Source organism: Streptomyces sp. NPDC039465 (assembly GCF_055639315.1).
In genome coordinates this window covers 147,438-164,108 of record NZ_JBVKAP010000010.1, presented here as the reverse complement: position 1 = coordinate 164,108, position 16,671 = coordinate 147,438, and the positions used below count along the sequence as shown (strand labels likewise).

15 protein-coding genes are annotated in these 16,671 nt (G+C 72.1%); 2 read left to right on the top strand and 13 right to left on the bottom strand.

What is annotated here, in order from left to right; all coding sequences use genetic code 11:
• Positions 1-38: 38 nt before the first annotated feature.
• Together ACZ7LT_RS28685 and ACZ7LT_RS28680 are read right to left on the bottom strand one after the other, a co-directional pair.
• Positions 39-494 (bottom strand): Lrp/AsnC family transcriptional regulator, encoded by a 456-nt coding sequence (locus tag ACZ7LT_RS28685; protein ID WP_471239007.1) that lies wholly within the window; start codon positions 492-494, stop codon positions 39-41.
• 10 nt (positions 495-504) lie between these two features.
• The gene (locus ACZ7LT_RS28680) at positions 505-1,992 is read right to left on the bottom strand and encodes an amino acid permease (RefSeq protein WP_471239006.1); all 1,488 of its coding nucleotides are present in this window, start codon (positions 1,990-1,992) and stop codon (positions 505-507) included.
• A gap of 354 nt (positions 1,993-2,346) precedes the next feature.
• On the opposite strand from ACZ7LT_RS28680, the gene ACZ7LT_RS28675 reads away from it, so the two are divergent.
• Positions 2,347-3,348, top strand: coding sequence for a GDSL-type esterase/lipase family protein (locus ACZ7LT_RS28675; protein ID WP_471239005.1), 1,002 nt, complete (start codon positions 2,347-2,349; stop codon positions 3,346-3,348).
• A 64-nt stretch (positions 3,349-3,412) separates the two neighbouring features.
• Here ACZ7LT_RS28675 and ACZ7LT_RS28670 read toward each other — a convergent pair whose 3' ends face one another.
• The 5 genes from ACZ7LT_RS28670 to fmt all read right to left on the bottom strand — a co-directional run bounded on the left by ACZ7LT_RS28670 (position 3,413) and on the right by fmt (position 9,379).
• The gene (locus ACZ7LT_RS28670) at positions 3,413-4,855 is read right to left on the bottom strand and encodes a GuaB1 family IMP dehydrogenase-related protein (RefSeq protein WP_471239004.1); all 1,443 of its coding nucleotides are present in this window, start codon (positions 4,853-4,855) and stop codon (positions 3,413-3,415) included.
• Between the two features lie 158 nt (positions 4,856-5,013).
• A complete protein-coding gene (locus ACZ7LT_RS28665) occupies positions 5,014-6,027 on the bottom strand; it encodes a sugar-binding domain-containing protein (RefSeq protein WP_040875371.1) in 1,014 nt (337 codons plus the stop codon).
• A 123-nt stretch (positions 6,028-6,150) separates the two neighbouring features.
• On the bottom strand, positions 6,151-6,834 hold the full coding sequence (gene rpe, locus ACZ7LT_RS28660; RefSeq protein WP_471239003.1) for a ribulose-phosphate 3-epimerase: 684 nt from the start codon (positions 6,832-6,834) through the stop codon (positions 6,151-6,153).
• 121 nt (positions 6,835-6,955) lie between these two features.
• Positions 6,956-8,377 carry an RsmB/NOP family class I SAM-dependent RNA methyltransferase gene (locus tag ACZ7LT_RS28655; RefSeq protein ID WP_471239002.1) on the bottom strand — a complete coding sequence of 474 codons (1,422 nt, stop codon included), beginning with the start codon at positions 8,375-8,377 and terminating at the stop codon, positions 6,956-6,958.
• 57 nt (positions 8,378-8,434) lie between these two features.
• Positions 8,435-9,379: a methionyl-tRNA formyltransferase gene (fmt, locus tag ACZ7LT_RS28650; protein WP_471239001.1), complete on the bottom strand. Its 945-nt coding sequence runs from the start codon at positions 9,377-9,379 to the stop codon at positions 8,435-8,437.
• Positions 9,380-9,632: 253 nt separating this feature from the next.
• Between fmt and ACZ7LT_RS28645 the strand changes: the two genes are divergently transcribed.
• Positions 9,633-10,169: a hypothetical protein gene (locus ACZ7LT_RS28645; RefSeq protein WP_471239000.1), complete on the top strand. Its 537-nt coding sequence runs from the start codon at positions 9,633-9,635 to the stop codon at positions 10,167-10,169.
• A gap of 111 nt (positions 10,170-10,280) precedes the next feature.
• Here ACZ7LT_RS28645 and ACZ7LT_RS28640 read toward each other — a convergent pair whose 3' ends face one another.
• The 6 genes from ACZ7LT_RS28640 to ACZ7LT_RS28615 form a co-directional block, all read right to left on the bottom strand.
• On the bottom strand, positions 10,281-12,425 hold the full coding sequence (locus ACZ7LT_RS28640; RefSeq protein WP_471238999.1) for a primosomal protein N': 2,145 nt from the start codon (positions 12,423-12,425) through the stop codon (positions 10,281-10,283).
• A gap of 96 nt (positions 12,426-12,521) precedes the next feature.
• The gene (metK, locus tag ACZ7LT_RS28635; RefSeq protein ID WP_471238998.1) at positions 12,522-13,730 is read right to left on the bottom strand and encodes a methionine adenosyltransferase; all 1,209 of its coding nucleotides are present in this window, start codon (positions 13,728-13,730) and stop codon (positions 12,522-12,524) included.
• A gap of 314 nt (positions 13,731-14,044) precedes the next feature.
• Complete coding sequence (gene coaBC, locus ACZ7LT_RS28630; RefSeq protein ID WP_471238997.1) at positions 14,045-15,259, bottom strand: bifunctional phosphopantothenoylcysteine decarboxylase/phosphopantothenate--cysteine ligase CoaBC; 1,215 nt, start codon at positions 15,257-15,259, stop codon at positions 14,045-14,047.
• A gap of 93 nt (positions 15,260-15,352) precedes the next feature.
• Positions 15,353-15,625: a DNA-directed RNA polymerase subunit omega gene (gene rpoZ, locus ACZ7LT_RS28625; RefSeq protein WP_005319902.1), complete on the bottom strand. Its 273-nt coding sequence runs from the start codon at positions 15,623-15,625 to the stop codon at positions 15,353-15,355.
• Positions 15,626-15,711: 86 nt separating this feature from the next.
• A complete protein-coding gene (gene gmk, locus ACZ7LT_RS28620) occupies positions 15,712-16,275 on the bottom strand; it encodes a guanylate kinase (protein ID WP_471238996.1) in 564 nt (187 codons plus the stop codon).
• 37 nt (positions 16,276-16,312) lie between these two features.
• Positions 16,313-16,636 (bottom strand): integration host factor, encoded by a 324-nt coding sequence (locus tag ACZ7LT_RS28615; protein WP_026246651.1) that lies wholly within the window; start codon positions 16,634-16,636, stop codon positions 16,313-16,315.
• Between the last annotated feature and the right edge of the window lie 35 nt (positions 16,637-16,671).

Here is a 16,671-nt window from a genome sequence, read left to right as displayed (position 1 = left end):
CACGGAATCGCGGCCCGCACCCCGCCGCGTCCGCGCTGCTACGCGGGCGAGCCGGAGGAGAAACGCCGCAGCAGCGGCGAGAGCACCAGTACGGACTTGGTGCGCTCAACGAACGGCTCGCCCGCGATCCGCTCGAGCACACGCTCGAAGTGGCGCATGTCCGAGGCGAAGACCTGGACGACCGCGTCCGCCTCACCGGTGACGGTGGACGCGGCCACGACCTCCGGATACCTCTCAAGCCCGCGACGGATGTCGTCGGGAGAGGTGTTGTGGCGACAGTAGATCTCGACGAACCCCTCGGTCTCCCAGCCGAGCGCCGCCGGGTCCACCCGTACGGTGAAGCCGGTGATGGCGCCCTCGGCCCGCAGCCGGTCCACCCGGCGCTTGACCGCCGGTGCGGAGAGCCCGACCAGCGAGCCGATGTCGGCGTAGGAGCGCCGGGCGTCCTCCGCCAGGGCGTGCACGATGCGTTCGTCGAGGTCGTTGAGTCGCACTACGGGTGGATCACTTCTCTGCTGGGGTTCCTGCCGGGGTCACGGCCGTGGCCAGCCGGGAGCGGCGCATGCCGTACAGGAAGTAGAACACGAGACCCACGGCCATCCAGACACCGAAGACGACCCATGTCACGGCGTCGAGGCTGAACATGTTGTACGCGCAGAAGAGGAAGCCGAGGACGGGGAAGAGCCAGCCGAGCGGCACCCGGAAGGTGCGCGGCATGTCCGGGCGGGTGTAGCGCAGCACGATCACGGCGATGTTGACCAGGCCGAAGGCGAAGAGCGTGCCGATGCTGGTGGCGTCGACGAGCTTGCCCAGCGGGATGACCGAGGCGAGCGCGGCACAGAAGAGGGAGACGATGACCGTGTTGGCCCGGGGGGTGCCGGTCTTGCCGCTGACCTTGCCGAAGACCTTGGGGACCAGACCGTCGCGGGACATCGCGAACAGCACACGGGTCTGGCCGTAGAGGACGGTCAGCACGACGCTGGCGATGGAGATGACGGCGCCCGCGGCGAGCAGCGTGCCGAAGAAGGTCTGGCCGCTGACGTCGTTCATGATCGCGGCGAGGGAGGCCTCCGAGCCCTCGAAGTCCTTCCAGTTCCAGGCGCCGACGGCGACGGCGGCGACCAGGACGTAGAGCACGGTGACGATGATCAGCGAGAGCATGATCGCGCGGGGCAGGTCACGCTGCGGGTTCTTGGCCTCCTCACCGGCGGTGGAGGCGGCGTCGAAACCGATGTACGAGAAGAAGAGGCTGGCACCGGCGGCGCTGACGCCCGCCATGCCGAGCGGCATGAAGTCGGCGTAGTTGCCGGACTTGAAGCCCATGAAGCCGATGGCGCAGAAGAGGACCAGCGCGGCGATCTTCACCACGACCATGATCGTGTTGGCGCGGGCGGACTCACGGGCGCCGCCGAGCAGGAAGACCATGGCGAGCAGGACCACGATCAGGCCGGGCAGGTTGATGACACCGCCCTCGCCGGGCGCCGAGGAGAGCACACCGGGGATGGTGACGCCGATGGTGCCGTCCAGCAGCTCGTTCAGGTACTCGCCCCAGCCGACGGCCACGGCGGCGACGGAGACGCCGTACTCAAGGACCAGACACCAGCCGCAGACCCAGGCGACCAGTTCGCCCATCGTTGCGTACGCGTACGAGTACGAGGAGCCGGCGACCGGGATCGTACCGGCCAGCTCGGCGTACGAGAGGGCGGAGAAGAGCGCGGTGAGACCGGCTATGACGAACGCGACGGTGACCGCCGGTCCGGCCTCGGGGACGGCCTCGCCGAGGACGACGAAGATGCCGGTGCCGAGGGTGGCGCCGATGCTGATCATGGTCAGCTGCCACATGGAGAGCGTGCGGCGGAGCGAACCGCCCTCACCCTGTCCACCCTCGTCGACCAGCCGTTCCACCGGCTTGCGGCGCATCAGCGCGGCGAGCCCGGAGGGCTTGGGGGCCATGTTTTCGGTGGCCGGCGGGGCTGCGCCTTGGTCCAGCACTGCGGAGGCTCCTTCATCGCTGCCTGTCGGGGGGAGACGACCGACGGCGGCGCGCGGGCAGGGGGCATCAGCCGCGAGGGATGAGGAAACCGCCGAGCAGGCGGTCGCCGCCACACTTGGTACGAGGCATCACCCTAATGGCACGCGCTTCGCGCTTGTAATGCATCGTTGTTGCGCACCCTCGAATGATCATTGCGCGCTTGGTGCACAGACGGGGAAACATTGCGCCCCGCCGCACGAATCGACACATTGGACCCCAGGCGGGACACGCCCACCGGCCCCTCACCGCGGCGCGTGCGAGGCGCCCGCGGCGGGGTAGGTGTGAGCTTGCGCACCCGAGGATCGGAGGCCCCTGTGAGCTGGTTGGAACCGGCGTCCTTCCTGCGCGGGACGGCCTGGCTGGACGGCGGCCGCGCGGTGCGCGCGGATCCGGCGGACATGGCCCGGCTCCCCTGGGACACGGCCGAGCGGGCGGCGCTGCCGATCGGCGTACGGCTGGAGTTCACCGCCGAACCGGGCACCCGCGCCGTGGAGATCCACTACCGCGCGGCGGTGCCGGGACCGGGCGACCGGATGCGGGAGCTGGCCCACTGCTTCGCCCTGTGGGAGGGCGAGCGGCTGCTGCGGGAGTCGTTCACCACACCGGCCGAGGAGGCCGTGGCGGTGCTCGAACTCCCGCCCAGGACAGGCCCGTTCGCGGTCCATCCGCCCGAGGCGCAGGCGCCCGAGATTCTCGGTCTGCGCGGGGTCGGCGGGGCGCTGGCGCCCGCTCCGGCGCGCCCGCGCTGGGTGGTGCACGGCGACTCCATCACGGAGGGCTGGTGGTCCACCCGGCCCGCCCGCTCCTGGCCCGCCACCGCCGGCCGGATGCTCGGCCTCGACACGGTCAACCTCGGCTACGCGGGCGCGGCCCGCGGTGAGCTGCCCACCGCCGAGCAGCTGGCGGCGCTCCCCGCCGACCTGCTCACCCTCGCCTTCGGCACCAACTGCTGGTCGGGGATCCCGTACAGCGCTCCCCTGCTCCACGAGACGGTCCGGGTCTTCATCTCCCTGGTCCGCGCGGGCCATCCGGACGCCCCGCTGCTGCTGGTCTCGCCGGTGCTGCGGCCGGCCGCGGAGAGCGCACGCAACGCGCTCGGGGCGAGCCTGGCGGAGCTGCGTACGGCGATGGAGGAGGCGGCCAGGGAGCTGATGGCCGACGATCCCCGGCTCCTGCTGCTGCCGGGGCTCCCGGTGCTCGGACCGGACGACCTCGCGGACGGCCTGCACCCGAACGACGCCGGACACGCCCGGCTGGCGGCCGCGGTGGCCCGGGTGCTCCGCCCGTACGTCCCGGGGCCCCACACAGGCCCCTGAGGGCTCGTACGTACGACGACGGCCCCCGCGAGAGTGTCTCGCGGGGGCCGTCGTGCGGGCCTGACTAGCTCCAGCTGGCGTGCAGCGGCTTGCCCTCGGCGTAACCGGCGGCGGACTGGATGCCGATCACCGCCTTCTCCTCGAACTCGGCGAGCGAGCCCGCACCGGCGTAGGTGCATGAGGAGCGGACACCGGCGATGATCGAGTCGATCAGGTCCTCGACGCCCGGGCGGGACGGGTCGAGGAACATCCGCGAGGTGGAGATGCCCTCCTCGAACAGCGCCTTGCGGGCGCGGTCGTAGGCCGACTCCTCGCTCGTACGGTTGCGGACGGCGCGCGCGGACGCCATGCCGAACGACTCCTTGTACGCACGCCCCTGGGCGTCGTGCTGGAGGTCGCCCGGGGACTCGTACGTGCCGGCGAACCAGGAGCCGATCATGACGTTGGAGGCACCGGCGGCGAGCGCCATGGCGACGTCGCGGGGGTGACGGACACCGCCGTCGGCCCAGACGTGCTTGCCGTACTTCTTCGCCTCGGCGGCGCACTCCAGCACGGCGGAGAACTGCGGGCGGCCCACGCCGGTCATCATGCGGGTGGTGCACATGGCGCCCGGGCCCACACCGACCTTGATGATGTCCGCGCCGGCCTCGATGAGGTCGCGCACACCCTCGGCGGCGACGATGTTGCCGGCGACGATCGGGACGTGCGGGTCGAGGCCGCGGACGGCCTTGATCGCGGAGATCATGGACTCCTGGTGGCCGTGGGCGGTGTCGACCACGATGGTGTCGACCCCGGCCTCCAGGAGCTCCTTGGCCTTGCCGGCCACGTCGCCGTTGATCCCGACGGCGGCGGCGATGCGCAGCTTGCCGTCGGCGTCGGTGGCGGGGGTGTAGAGGGTCGCGCGCAGGGCGCCCTTGCGGGTCAGGATGCCGGCGAGCTTGCCGTCCTTGTCCACGGCCGGGGCGTAGCGGCGGTTGTGGTGGTCCAGGGTGTTGAACGCCTCGCGCGGGTCGATGTCCGCGTCGAGCAGCAGGAGGTCCTTGGACATGACCTCGGTCAGCTGCGTGAAGCGGTCCACGCCGGAGAGGTCGGCGTCGGTGACGACACCGATGGGCCGGTGCTCCTCGTCGACGACGACACCGGCGTCGTGGGCCCGCTTGGGCAGCAGGGAGAGCGCGTCGGCGACGGTCTGGTGCGGGGCGAGGACGATCGGGGTGTCGAGCACCAGGTGGCGGCTCTTGACCCACGAGATGACGTCGGTGACGACCTCGATCGGGATGTCCTGCGGGATGACGACGAGGCCACCGCGGCGGGCGACGGTCTCGGCCATCCGGCGGCCGGCGATCGCGGTCATGTTGGCGACGACCAGCGGGATCGTCGTGCCCGAACCGTCGGGCGAGGCGAGGTCCACGGCCTGGCGGGAACCCACGGCCGAGCGGCTCGGCACCATGAACACATCGTCGTACGTGAGGTCGTACGGCGGCTTGACGTCATTGAGGAAACGCACGTGCTGACATCCCAGTCGTTCGGATCGGCCCCTAGGCATTTCAGCCAGGGGAAAAAGCACGTAGTTCATTCTCCCATGCCGGGGCGAAACTACGGGCCGGTCCGAACGTCCAGGCCTTGGAGGTTCCTCTGGGAGGAACCTCCAAGCCGGCCGTCCGTCTACTCGTCCGGGTCGGCGCGCTCCAGGGCCGGCCGGGGGCCCGGCTCGGACTCGGTGAGCAGGAAGTCCGCCGCGGCGGTGTCCGTGACCAGGCTGGTGACCAGACCGGAGCGGAGTACCGCGCCGATCGCCGCCGCCTTGCGCTGGCCGCCCGCGATGGCCACGACCTCGGGGATCCGGCGGAGCCGGTCCGCCTCGACCGTGATGCACCGCTCCCCCAGGTCGCGCCCGACCCGGCGGCCCTCGGCGTCGAAGAGGTGGGCCGACATCTCCGCGGCGACGCCGAGCGAGGCGTAGTGGGCCCGCTCCTCGTCGGTGAGCATGTCGTGGACGGTGGAGATGCCCGGCTCCCAGGAGCCGATGGAGACCGCGGCGACGGTGACCTTGTCGAAGTACTCGAAGGCCCGCGCGATCCCGGTCTGGTTGCGCAGGGCCGCCGCGGTCGCCGGGTCCGGCAGCAGCATCGGCGCGTAGATGGGGTGCGCCTCGCCGCCGGAGACCTGGGCGGCCCGCCGTACGGCCTCCACCGAGCCGCGCTCGGCCGTTCCGGCGTCGTACACGCCGGTGAGCTGGACGACGGTGCAGGGCGGCAGCCGGTCGAGCGCCGCCGCCATGTGGATGGTGGAGCGGCCCCACGCCAGTCCGAGGACGTCGCCCTCGGCCACCAGCTCGCCCAGCAGGTCCGCCGCGACCTCGCCCAGGTTCTCCGGGTCGGGCGACTCGTCGTCGCTCTCGGAGGGGGATTCGACCACGACAGCGTGGCGGAGGCCGTAGCGGGCGCGGAGCGCGTCGGAGCGCTCGGCGTCCAGCTCGGCCGGCACCCGGATCTCGATGCGTACGAGATCGCGCTCGAGGGCGGTCTCCAGGACCCGAGCGACCTTGAAGCGGCTGACGCCGAACTCCTCGGCGATCTGGATCTTGGACTTGCCCTCGAGGTAGAAGCGGCGGGCCATGGCCGCCGCCTGCACCAGCTCCGCGGGTCCCATCCGCAGGGCTGACCGTCCCGCCGACATACCCGACACCGCGATCTCCTCACTGCTGTTCACACTCTGGACTCGCCGTTCATCCTGTCAGATGCGACGGGCCTTGATCAGTCCTGTTGGGCGGCGTTCATCTGCCCGTGGTGCATGCGTGGCTCAGTGGTTGCAGGCCCAGCCCGCGGCGGCGGTGGTGCGCTCCGCCTTCTCCCGCAGGGAGCGCACGGCCTGGGCCGGGTCCTGCGCTCCGTAGACCGCGGAACCGGCGACGAACACGTCCGCGCCGGCGTCCGCGCACCGCTCGATGGTGGACTCGGAGACCCCGCCGTCGACCTGGAGCCAGAGCTCGAGGCCGTGCTTGGAGATCAGCTCCCGGGTACGGCGGATCTTCGGCAGCATGATGTCGAGGAAGGCCTGCCCGCCGAAGCCCGGCTCGACGGTCATGATCAGCAGCATGTCGAGCTCGGGGAGCAGGTCCTCGTAGGGCTCGATGGGGGTGGCGGGCTTGAGCGCCATGGAGGCACGGGCGCCCTTGGCCCGGATCTCGCGGGCCAGCCGTACGGGCGCGGCCGCGGCCTCCACGTGGAACGTGACCGAACCGGCCCCCGCCTCGACGTACTGCGGGGCCCAGCGGTCCGGGTCCTCGATCATCAGATGGCAGTCCAGCGGGGTGTCCGTCGCCCGGCTGAGCGATTCGACGATCGGCACGCCCAGGGTGAGGTTCGGGACGAAGTGGTTGTCCATCACATCGACATGGAGCCAGTCGGCGCCTTCGACGGCCTTCGCCTCATCGGCGAGCCGGGCGAAGTCCGCGGACAGGATGCTGGGGTTGATCTGGGCCATGTGCCAAGCCTGCCATGCTCTTGGCCACTTCTTTGCCGCGGAGCGGTTTCGGGTCCGGATCGGTGTGTACCAATGATCTCCGATACACCCCCAATCCAGACAATCTGGGCCGCGGGGAGGGTCAGGCGGTGCGCCGGAGCAGCGCCAGATACATCGCGTCCGTGCCGTGCAGATGCGGCCACAGCTGTACGTCGGGACCGTCGCCGAGCGCCGGAACGCCCGGGAACATCGGGCGCGCGTCGATCAGCTCCGCGCCGCCGGTCCTCTTGAGCACGTCGTCCACGACCGCCCGGGTCTCGGCGAGGTGCGGCGAGCAGGTGGCGTACCCGACCACACCGCCGACCCGCACGGCCGCCAACGCCTCGGTGAGCAGCCCGCGTTGGAGCGGCGCGAAGCCCTCCAGGTCCTCGGGGCGGCGGCGCCAGCGGGCCTCCGGGCGCCGGCGCAGGGCGCCGAGGCCGGAGCAGGGGACGTCCATCAGGACCCGGTCGAAGGTGCCGGGGCGCCACGGCGGGCGGGTGCCGTCGGCGGCGATGACCTGGTACGGGCCGGGGTTGCCGGCGAGGGCGCGCTCGACGAGCCGGGCGCGGTGGGGCTGCTTCTCGGAGGCGAGCAGGGCGGCGCCCCGCTCGGCGGCCAGCGCGCCGAGGAGCGCGGCCTTGCCGCCGGGCCCCGCGCAGCCGTCGAGCCAGCGGGCGTCGGGGCCTTCGAGGGGGGCGTTGGCGAGAGCGAGGGCGACCAGCTGGCTGCCCTCGTCCTGGACGCCCGCGCGGCCCTCCTGGACGGGCGCGAGCGCGCCCGGTTCACCGCCCTCGGCCATGCGGACGGCGTACGGGGACCAGCGGCCCGGCAGCCCGGACTCCTCACCGAGGAGGTCCAGAAGCTCGGCGGGCGTCGCGCGCCCCGGGCGCGCGACAAGGGTGACCTCGGGGCGCTCGTTGTCGGCCTCCAGCAGGTCCTCGATGCCCGCGCGCCCGCCGCCGAGCGCGTCCCACAGCGCGGAGACGACCCAGCGGGGGTGCGAGTGCATGACGGCGAGGTGGTCCTCGGCGTCCTCCTCGTACGGCGGGGCGACCTGCTCCAGCCAGCTGTCCAGGTCACGCTGGGCGATCTTGCGGAGCACCGCGTTCACGAACTTCGCCCGCCCGTCGCCGAGCACCACCCGCGCCAGCTCGACGCTGGCGGAGACCGCCGCGTGCGTGGGGATACGGGTCCCGAGCAGCTGGTGCGCGCCGAGCGAGAGCACGTCGAGCACCGGCGGGTCGACCTCGCGCAGCGGCCGGTCGACACAGGCCGCGATGATCGCGTCGTACGTGCCCTGACGGCGCAGCGTCCCGTACACCAGCTCGGTGGCGAGCGCCGCGTCCCGCCCGTCGAAGTCGCCCTTGTCCCGGGCCTTCTTCAGCAGCGGGGGCAGCACGAGGTTCGCGTACGCGTCCCGCTCGTCGACGGCCCGCAGCGCCTCGAAGGCGAGGATCCGGACGGGATCCTTCTGGGGGCGCCGGTGGGGCCTGGGGGGACGGCGACGGGCCTGCTCGCTCAAAAGGTGCTCCGCTGACGAAAGTAAGCTGACGAAAGTAAGGAAGAGGGGCTAACCCTCTCAGCCTACGTCGCCACCACCCAGGCGCTCGCCGGGGGCGATGCGCACGCCACGGGCCCAGTCGGCGCCCCGCATCGGCTTCTTGCCCTGTGGCTGGATCCAGAGCAGCTCGACGGCGTGGGAGCCGGTGCCGACGTGGACGTTGTTCTTGCCGGCCGAGAGCTCGCCCGGCTTGAGCTCGCCCCGCTCGGTGACGGGCGCCGTCTGGATGAGCTTGAGCCGCTCACCGCGGAAGACGGTCCAGGCGCCCGGGGCGGGCGTGCAGCCGCGCACGACCCGGTCGACGCGGAGCGCCGGGGCGGTCCAGTCGACGTGGGCGTCCTCGACGGTGATCTTCGGGGCGAGGGTGATGCCCTCGGTGGGCTGCGGGACCGCCTTCAGCGTGCCGTCCTCGATGCCGTCCATGGTGGCGGCGAGCAGCCCGGCCCCGGCGAACGCGAGCCGGGTCAGCAGGTCACCGCTGGTGTCGGTGGGGCGGACGTCCTCGGTGACCACGCCGTACACCGGCCCGGAGTCGAGCCCTTCCTCGATGAGGAAGGTGGAGGCGCCGGTGACCTGGTCGCCGGCCATCAGGGAGTGCTGCACGGGCGCGGCGCCGCGCCAGGCGGGCAGCAGCGAGAAGTGCAGGTTGACCCAGCCGTGCGCGGGGATCTCCAGGGCGGACTTGGGCAGCAGGGCGCCGTATGCGACGACGGGGCAGCAGTCCGGCGCGATCTCCCGCAGCCGGGCGAGGAAGTCCTCGTCACGGGGCCGGGCGGGCTTGAGCACCTCGATGCCGGCTTCCTCGGCCCGCTCGGCGACCGGGCTCGCGACCAGCCGGCGCCCGCGCCCGGCGGGCGCATCGGGACGGGTGACGACGGCGGCGACCTCGTGCCGGCCGGAGTCGAGCAGGGCGTCCAGGGCGGGTACGGCGACCTCGGGGGTGCCTGCGAAGACAAGCTTCACTCGGAAATACCTCGCATCTTCGGTGTCGGCGGGTGGCCGCCGCCGGCCGGTTCCGGGCGGTGACGGGCAGCTCACCAGTCTATGGGCCGGGCGGGCAGGGGGCGTACGTATATGTGAGCGCCCCGCGCATATGCGGATACGCCCCCAGGGCGTGACCACATCGACGGCTGGCGCGTTGGTCAAGACAGATTGACCGAAACGGGCCGCCCGGTGCGGTCCGACCCTTTTCAACGCCGGTTCGAGAGGCTTGTAAATGGCCGACCACGCAACCCACGACGCCCAAGCCCGGGCAAGCCTGCATCTGCTGGTGCGGGACATCGAGCGGGTCCGCCGGCAGGTGGACGCTCTGCGCACGCTCACGGCCCAGCTGGGCAACGTCTACCGTCCGCGCCGCTCCGGCCCGTCCACGGGCTTCGTCGTGTACGGCAGGGCGCCCGCGCCGACCGTCCGTCTCGCCCAGGAACTGCGGGACAGCGTCGAGACACTGGTGACCGCGGCGGTGGACTTCGACCGCTCGCTGGGCTTCTCGTGGGACGCGGTGGGCTCGGCGCTCGGCGTCACCAAGCAGGCCGTCCACCGCCGCTACGGCGCCCGCCGTACGACCCAGCCGTCCACCGTCGGCACGGCGACGGCCACGGTCGAGCCGGAGGCCCCCACACGTACCCTGCCGGCCCCGGCGGTCCCGGCGGTCCCGGCGGCCCGCACGATGCCCCCACAGCCGACGGCCACCACCCAAACCCTCCGCGAAGAGGCCCGCCCAAGCGCCTTCCCCGGCCCGCGCAACGGCTGACCTCGCTCACCCCGGCCGCCTCGCCACTACCGGTAGAACCGGTAGGGCGAGGCGGCCGGGTCATGTGGGGGGGTGGGGCCGGGACATGCGCCCGCCCGGGGGCCATCAGCCTCAGCCGATGTCCGGCGGGTCCACCCGGATCCGGAGCGGCTCTCCTCCGCCCCGCGCCAGGCGGCCCGCCTGGGCCGACTTCAGGGCGGCTGCCAGGGCAGCGCCGCTGCCCGGGGGGACCCTGATCAGGGCCCGCTCCCAGGTCTCCCCCGGCGGGGTGTCCCCGGGGCGGCGGGGGCTACCGGGGCGGGTGACCGGGAGGGGGACGGGCCCGAGCACCTCCGCGTCGCGCGGCAGCTCCGCCGCGGCGAGGAAGGCCTCCAAAGCCTCCGGTCGGCCGCTGACCGCGGCCATCCGGGACACCGGCGGGAAGCCCAGCTCGGCGCGCTCGGCCAGCTCACGCTGGGCGTGGCCGACGGGATCCCACCGCACCAGCGCCTGTACCGGTCTGAGGGTGGGTTCGGCGACGACCACGACCGTGCCGCCATCCGCCTGGCCCCGTACCAGCGAGGCCGCGTCGATCCAGCGGCGCAGGGCCTCCTCGCCCGCGCGCAGGTCGGGGCGGCCGAGCATGGCCCAGCCGTCGAGCAGGAGCGCTGCCGCGTATCCGCCTTCGGCGACCGGCTCGGCGCCGGGGGTGGACACCACGAGGGCGGGCCGCGCGGGAACGCTGTCGAGTATGTGGTCGCGGCCCGACGTCCGTACCGGCACTGCCGGAAACGCCCGTCCCAGCTCCTCGGCGGTGCGCCGGGCGCCGACCACCTGCGCCCGCAGGCGCACCGCCCCGCAGGCCACGCAGTGCCAGTCGGGCTCGCCGCGCCCGCACCATCCACAGCGCAGGTCCCGCTGCTCGGGCGCCTCCAGGGGCCCCGCGCAGTGGCGGCAGCGGGCGGGCGTACGGCACAGCTCGCAGGCCAGCCGCGGTACGTAGCCGCGCCTGGGCACCTGCACCAGCACCGGCCCGCTCTTCAGGCCGTCCCGCACGACCTGCCAGGCGAGCGAGGGCAGCCGGGCGGCGCGGGCGGCCTCATCACGTGCCAGCTCCCCGTCGCCGACGGTCCGGACGAGCGGCGCGGCGATCCGGACCTGGTCGCGGCCGGCCGTGAGCGGCAGCGCCCATCCGGTCTCGACGAGCTGCGCCGCCTCCACCGTGCAGCTCGTACCCCCCAGCAGGAAGGCGCAGCGGTCGTGGGCGGCGCGCAGCAGCAGCACCTCGCGCGCGTGCGGGAGGGGGGCGTGCAGTTCGCTGTGGCTGGAGTCGCCGTCGTCCCAGATGGCGACGAGCCCCAGGTCCCGTACGGGCGCGAACATCGCCGCCCTGGTCCCGACGACCGCGCGCACGGAGCCACGCCGGACCGCGAGCCACTGGCGGTAGCGCTTCTCCGGCCCGGCCTCGGCGGTCAGGACGGCGTGGCGCCCCTCCCCAAGCAGCGCCGTGAGCGCGGCGTCCACGCGCGCGACGGCCCGCCCGTCGGGTACGACGAGAAGCGCACCGCGCCCGGAGGCGAGCGTCGCGGCGACGGCACGGGCCAGCTCCTCGGCCCAGGAGGGCCCGGGCAGCGCGTTCCACACGGCCCTGGGCGCCGCGCCCTTGGCGAGCGCGTCGAGAAACGCGGGCCCCTTGGCGTACCGCGTCCAGGTCCCCGCCTCGGGGGCCTGGGGCGGGGGCAGTGGCTCAGGCGACGGCCGCCCCTCGGCGCGCGCGCTGCGCGGCGGAACGGCGAGCTGGAGCACGTCGGCGAGGCTCCCCGCGTACCGGTCGGCGACGGCCCGAGCGAGCCCCAGCAGCTCGGCGCTGAGCACCGGCTCGGGCGAGACCACGTCGGCGAGCGCGGCCAGCGGCCCGGAGTAGTCGGAGTCGGCCCGCCGCTCGACGAGAAACCCGTCGATGAGCCGCCCACCCTCGCGCCGCCCGTCCCGCACCTGATGCGCCCCAGCCCCGAACCGCACCCGCACCCGCACCCCCGGCTGCGCGACGGCGTCCAGCTCCTCGGGCACGGCGTAGTCGAAGAACTGGTCGAGATGGAGCACCCCCTTGTTCACGACCACCCGCGCGACCGGCAGCTCCTTGGCCAACGCGGCCCCCCGCCACGTCCGCGGCTTGGCCCGTGGCACCTTCGCCTTCCGCACGGTCTCCCGAATGAGCGCGAGCTGCTCCGGCGGCTCGGCCGCGGGGCGCTCGGGAGTCTCGTTCTCGCTGCTCACAGCCCCAGTCCTACCAGACCCCACTGACAGTCCCCGGATGCACGTCGGCCCCGGACCGAAGCGGTCCGGGGCCGACGAGACGTGCCGAGCGCGGGACTACAGCCCCGCCGCCTTGCGCAGCGCGTCCACGCGGTCCGTGCGCTCCCAGGTGAAGTCGGGGAGCTCGCGGCCGAAGTGGCCGTAGGCCGCCGTTTCGGCGTAGATCGGGCGAAGGAGGTCGAGGTCGCGGATGATCGCGGCCGGGCGGAGGTCGAAGACCTCGGCGATGGCGTGCTCGATCTTCTCGGTCTCGATGGTGTTCGTGCCGAAGGTCTCGACGAAGAGGCCCACGGGCTCCGCCTTGCCGATCGCGTACGCGACCTGGACCTCGCAGCGCCCGGCGAGCCCGGCGGCCACGACGTTCTTGGCGACCCAGCGCATGGCGTAGGCGGCCGAGCGGTCGACCTTGGACGGGTCCTTGCCGGAGAAGGCGCCGCCGCCGTGGCGGGCCATGCCGCCGTAGGTGTCGATGATGATCTTGCGGCCGGTGAGGCCGGCGTCGCCCATCGGGCCGCCGATCTCGAAGCGGCCGGTCGGGTTCACCAGCAGGCGGTAGCCGTCGGTGTCCAGCTTGATGCCGTCGTCCAGGAGCTGCTTGAGGACGTGCTCGACCACGAACTCGCGGATGTCGGGCGCGAGCAGCGACTCGAGGTCGATGTCGGAGGCGTGCTGGGAGGAGACGACGACCGTGTCGAGACGGACGGCCTTGTCGCCGTCGTACTCGATGGTGACCTGGGTCTTGCCGTCGGGACGCAGGTACGGGATGGTCCCGTTCTTGCGGACCTCGGTCAGGCGGCGGGAGAGCCGGTGGGCGAGGTGGATCGGGAGCGGCATCAGCTCGGGCGTCTCGTCGGACGCGTAACCGAACATCAGGCCCTGGTCGCCGGCGCCCTGGCGGTCGAGCTCGTCGTCATCGCCCTCGACGCGGTTCTCGTACGCGGTGTCGACACCCTGAGCGATGTCGGGCGACTGCGACCCGATGGAGACCGAGACGCCGCAGGAGGCGCCGTCGAAGCCCTTCTTCGAGGAGTCGTAGCCGATCTCGAGGATCTTGTTGCGGACGAGGGTGGGGATGTCCGCCCAGGCCTTCGTCGTGACCTCGCCGGCGACGTGCACCAGACCGGTGGTGATCAAGGTCTCCACGGCGACACGCGAGGTCGGGTCCTCGCGGAGCAACGCGTCGAGAATGGTGTCGCTGATCTGGTCAGCGATCTTGTCGGGGTGACCTTCGGTCACGGACTCCGAGGTGAAGAGACGACGGGACACAATGCTCCCTGTGGTTGCAGCGGCTGCTGGCTGATCATTTGCGGACCGGCAGGGGGCTGCGCCCCGCGTCCGTCCGTGGACAGTTTATCGGGCGCTCTCGCCGGGTGGACCAGGTATCTCGCAAGGTGGGAGGCGGATCACCTCCGAAGATGACCTTCATCGGAGGACGAAGCCGACTCCCGAAGGGCCGGAAAGCCCGTTTTCATGCGGTTTGACGCATCCCTCAGGCTAACCGGGAACCCTTCGAAAAACTTCCGGAATCTTCATTTTCCGCGTGTTTCTGGCAGGAACTCACCCAGCGCCCGTCGGGTTCCCTACCGGTTTACGGTGGTCATCCGGGGTGCCACGAGGTCCCAGACCGTGTCGGCCAGGTCTTCCTTGGGGCCGTACGGCACGGGCGTCTCGGCGCCGTCCGCGGCGAGGACCACCGCCTCGCTGGCCTCCGCGCCAAAGGTCTTGCGCTCCCCCACCTCGTTGACCACGAGCAGGTCACAGCCCTTGCGGCGGAGCTTGTCGCGCCCGTTGGCCAGCACGTCGTCGGTCTCGGCGGCGAAGCCGACGATCACCTGGCCGGGGCGCGCCCGGTCGGCGGAGATCTCGGCGAGGATGTCGGGGTTGCGGACGAGCTCGACGGTGGGGGCTCCCCCGTCGTCCTTCTTCTTGATCTTGCCGGGCGCGTACGAGGCCGGGCGGAAGTCGGCGACGGCCGCCGCCATCACCACCGCGTCCGCGTCGGCGGCCGCCTTCAGGACGGCCTCGCGCAGCTGGACGGCGGTGGACACATGGACGACGTCGACGCCCGCGGGGTCCGGGATGCCGGTGTTGGCCTCGATCAGGGTGACCCTGGCCCCCCGGGCGGCCGCGGTGCGCGCCAGGGCGTACCCCTGCTTGCCGGAGGAGCGGTTGCCGAGGTAGCGCACGGGGTCCAGCGGCTCGCGCGTCCCGCCGGCGCTGATCACGACATGGCGGCCGGCGAGGTCCGGCTCGGAGACTCCGCGGACGAGGACCCGGCGGCAGATCTCGAAGATCTCGCCGGGCTCGGGCAGCCGGCCCTTGCCGGTGTCGACGCCGGTGAGCCGGCCGACGGCGGGCTCGATGACGACGGCGCCCCGGCGGCGCAGGGTGGCCACGTTCTCCTGGGTGGCGGGGTGCTCCCACATCTCGGTGTGCATGGCGGGCGCGAAGACGACCGGGCAGCGGGCGGTGAGCAGGGTGTTGGTGAGCAGGTCGTCGGCGAGGCCGTGGGCGGCCTTGGCGAGGATGTCGGCGGTGGCCGGGGCGACGATCACGAGGTCGGCCTGCTGGCCGATGCGTACGTGCGGGACCTCGTGGACGTCCGACCAGACCTCGGTGGAGACCGGGTTGCCGGAGAGCGCCGACCAGGTCGCGGCGCCGACGAAGTTGAGGGCCGATCCGGTCGGTACGACCCGTACGTCGTGGCCCGACTCGGTCAGCCGCCGCAGCAGCTCGCACGCCTTGTAGGCGGCGATCCCGCCGCTGACCCCAAGGACGACCTTCGGCTTCTGCACTGAGACTCCCCGCACTCGGTTTCGTACCACCCCATCACACACCACAGGCCCGGCGGATGCTCCGCCGGGCCTGTGGCCAGAAACACCATGTGCCTACTGCGCCGGGCCCTCGATGGCCTCGGAGGTCAGCAGGCCCGCGTTGATCTCGCGCAGGGCGATCGACAGCGGCTTCTCGTGGACGTGGGTGTCCACGAGCGGGCCCACGTACTCGAGCAGGCCCTCGCCGAGCTGGGAGTAGTACGCGTTGATCTGACGAGCGCGCTTGGCCGCGTAGATCACGAGGCTGTACTTCGAGTCGGTGGCCTCGAGCAGCTCGTCGATCGGCGGGTTGATGATGCCCTCGGGCGCGGTGATGGAAGAGGACACGCTCTAGCCTTCCGAAGAAACTTCTGGATTCATCTGATCCGGGTGATCAGATCTGAGTGACTCTGATCCGAGTGATCAGAAAAAGATCAAACAACTTCCATCAAGGCTAGCAGCTCGCGTGCCACGTCCTCGACGGAGGTGTTGACCAGAGTGACGTCGAACTCCGATTCGGCTGCCAGCTCGACCTTCGCGACCGTCAGGCGGCGCTCGATCACCTCGGGCGACTCGGTGCCCCGGCCGGTGAGCCGGCGGACCAGCTCCTCCCAGCTCGGCGGCGCCAGGAAGACCAGCTGCGCCTCGGGCATCGACTCACGGACGAGCCGGGCTCCCTGGAGGTCGATCTCCAGCAGGACGGGCTCGCCCTGGTCCAGCCGCTGCAGTACGGGCCCGCGGGGGGTGCCGTAGCGGTTGCCCGCGAACTCGGCCCACTCCAGCAGCTCGCCGTTGGCGATCAGCTTGTCGAACTCCTCGTCCGAGACGAAGTAGTACTGGACACCGTCGCGCTCGCCGGGGCGCGGCTTGCGCGTGGTGGCCGAGACCGAAAGCCAGACCTCGGGGTGGACCTTGCGCATATGAGCGACGACCGTGCTCTTGCCGACCCCTGAGGGGCCGGAGAGCACGGTCAATCGCGGACGAACCTGTGCAGCCATGCGGCGATTATTCCAGCTTCCCGGGTATGCCCGGGACTCAGGCGCCGGTGCTGCCGAACTCGCGCTCCAAGGAGGCGATCTGGTTGGAGCCGAGACCGCGCACGCGGCGGCTCTCGGAGATGCCGAGCCGTTCCATGATCTGCTTGGCGCGGACCTTGCCCACGCCCGGCAGGGACTCAAGGAGCGCGGAGACCTTCATCTTGCCGATGACGTCGTTCTCCTGGCCCTGCTTGATGACCTCGTGCAGGGAGGCGCCGGAGTGCTTGAGTCGATTCTTGACCTCGGCCCGCTCCCGGCGAGCCGCGGCGGCCTTTTCGAGCGCGGCTGCGCGCTGTTCAGGGGTAAGGGGCGGAAGAGCCACGCCTACGTCACCTCGGATGTCGAACTGTCGGATAC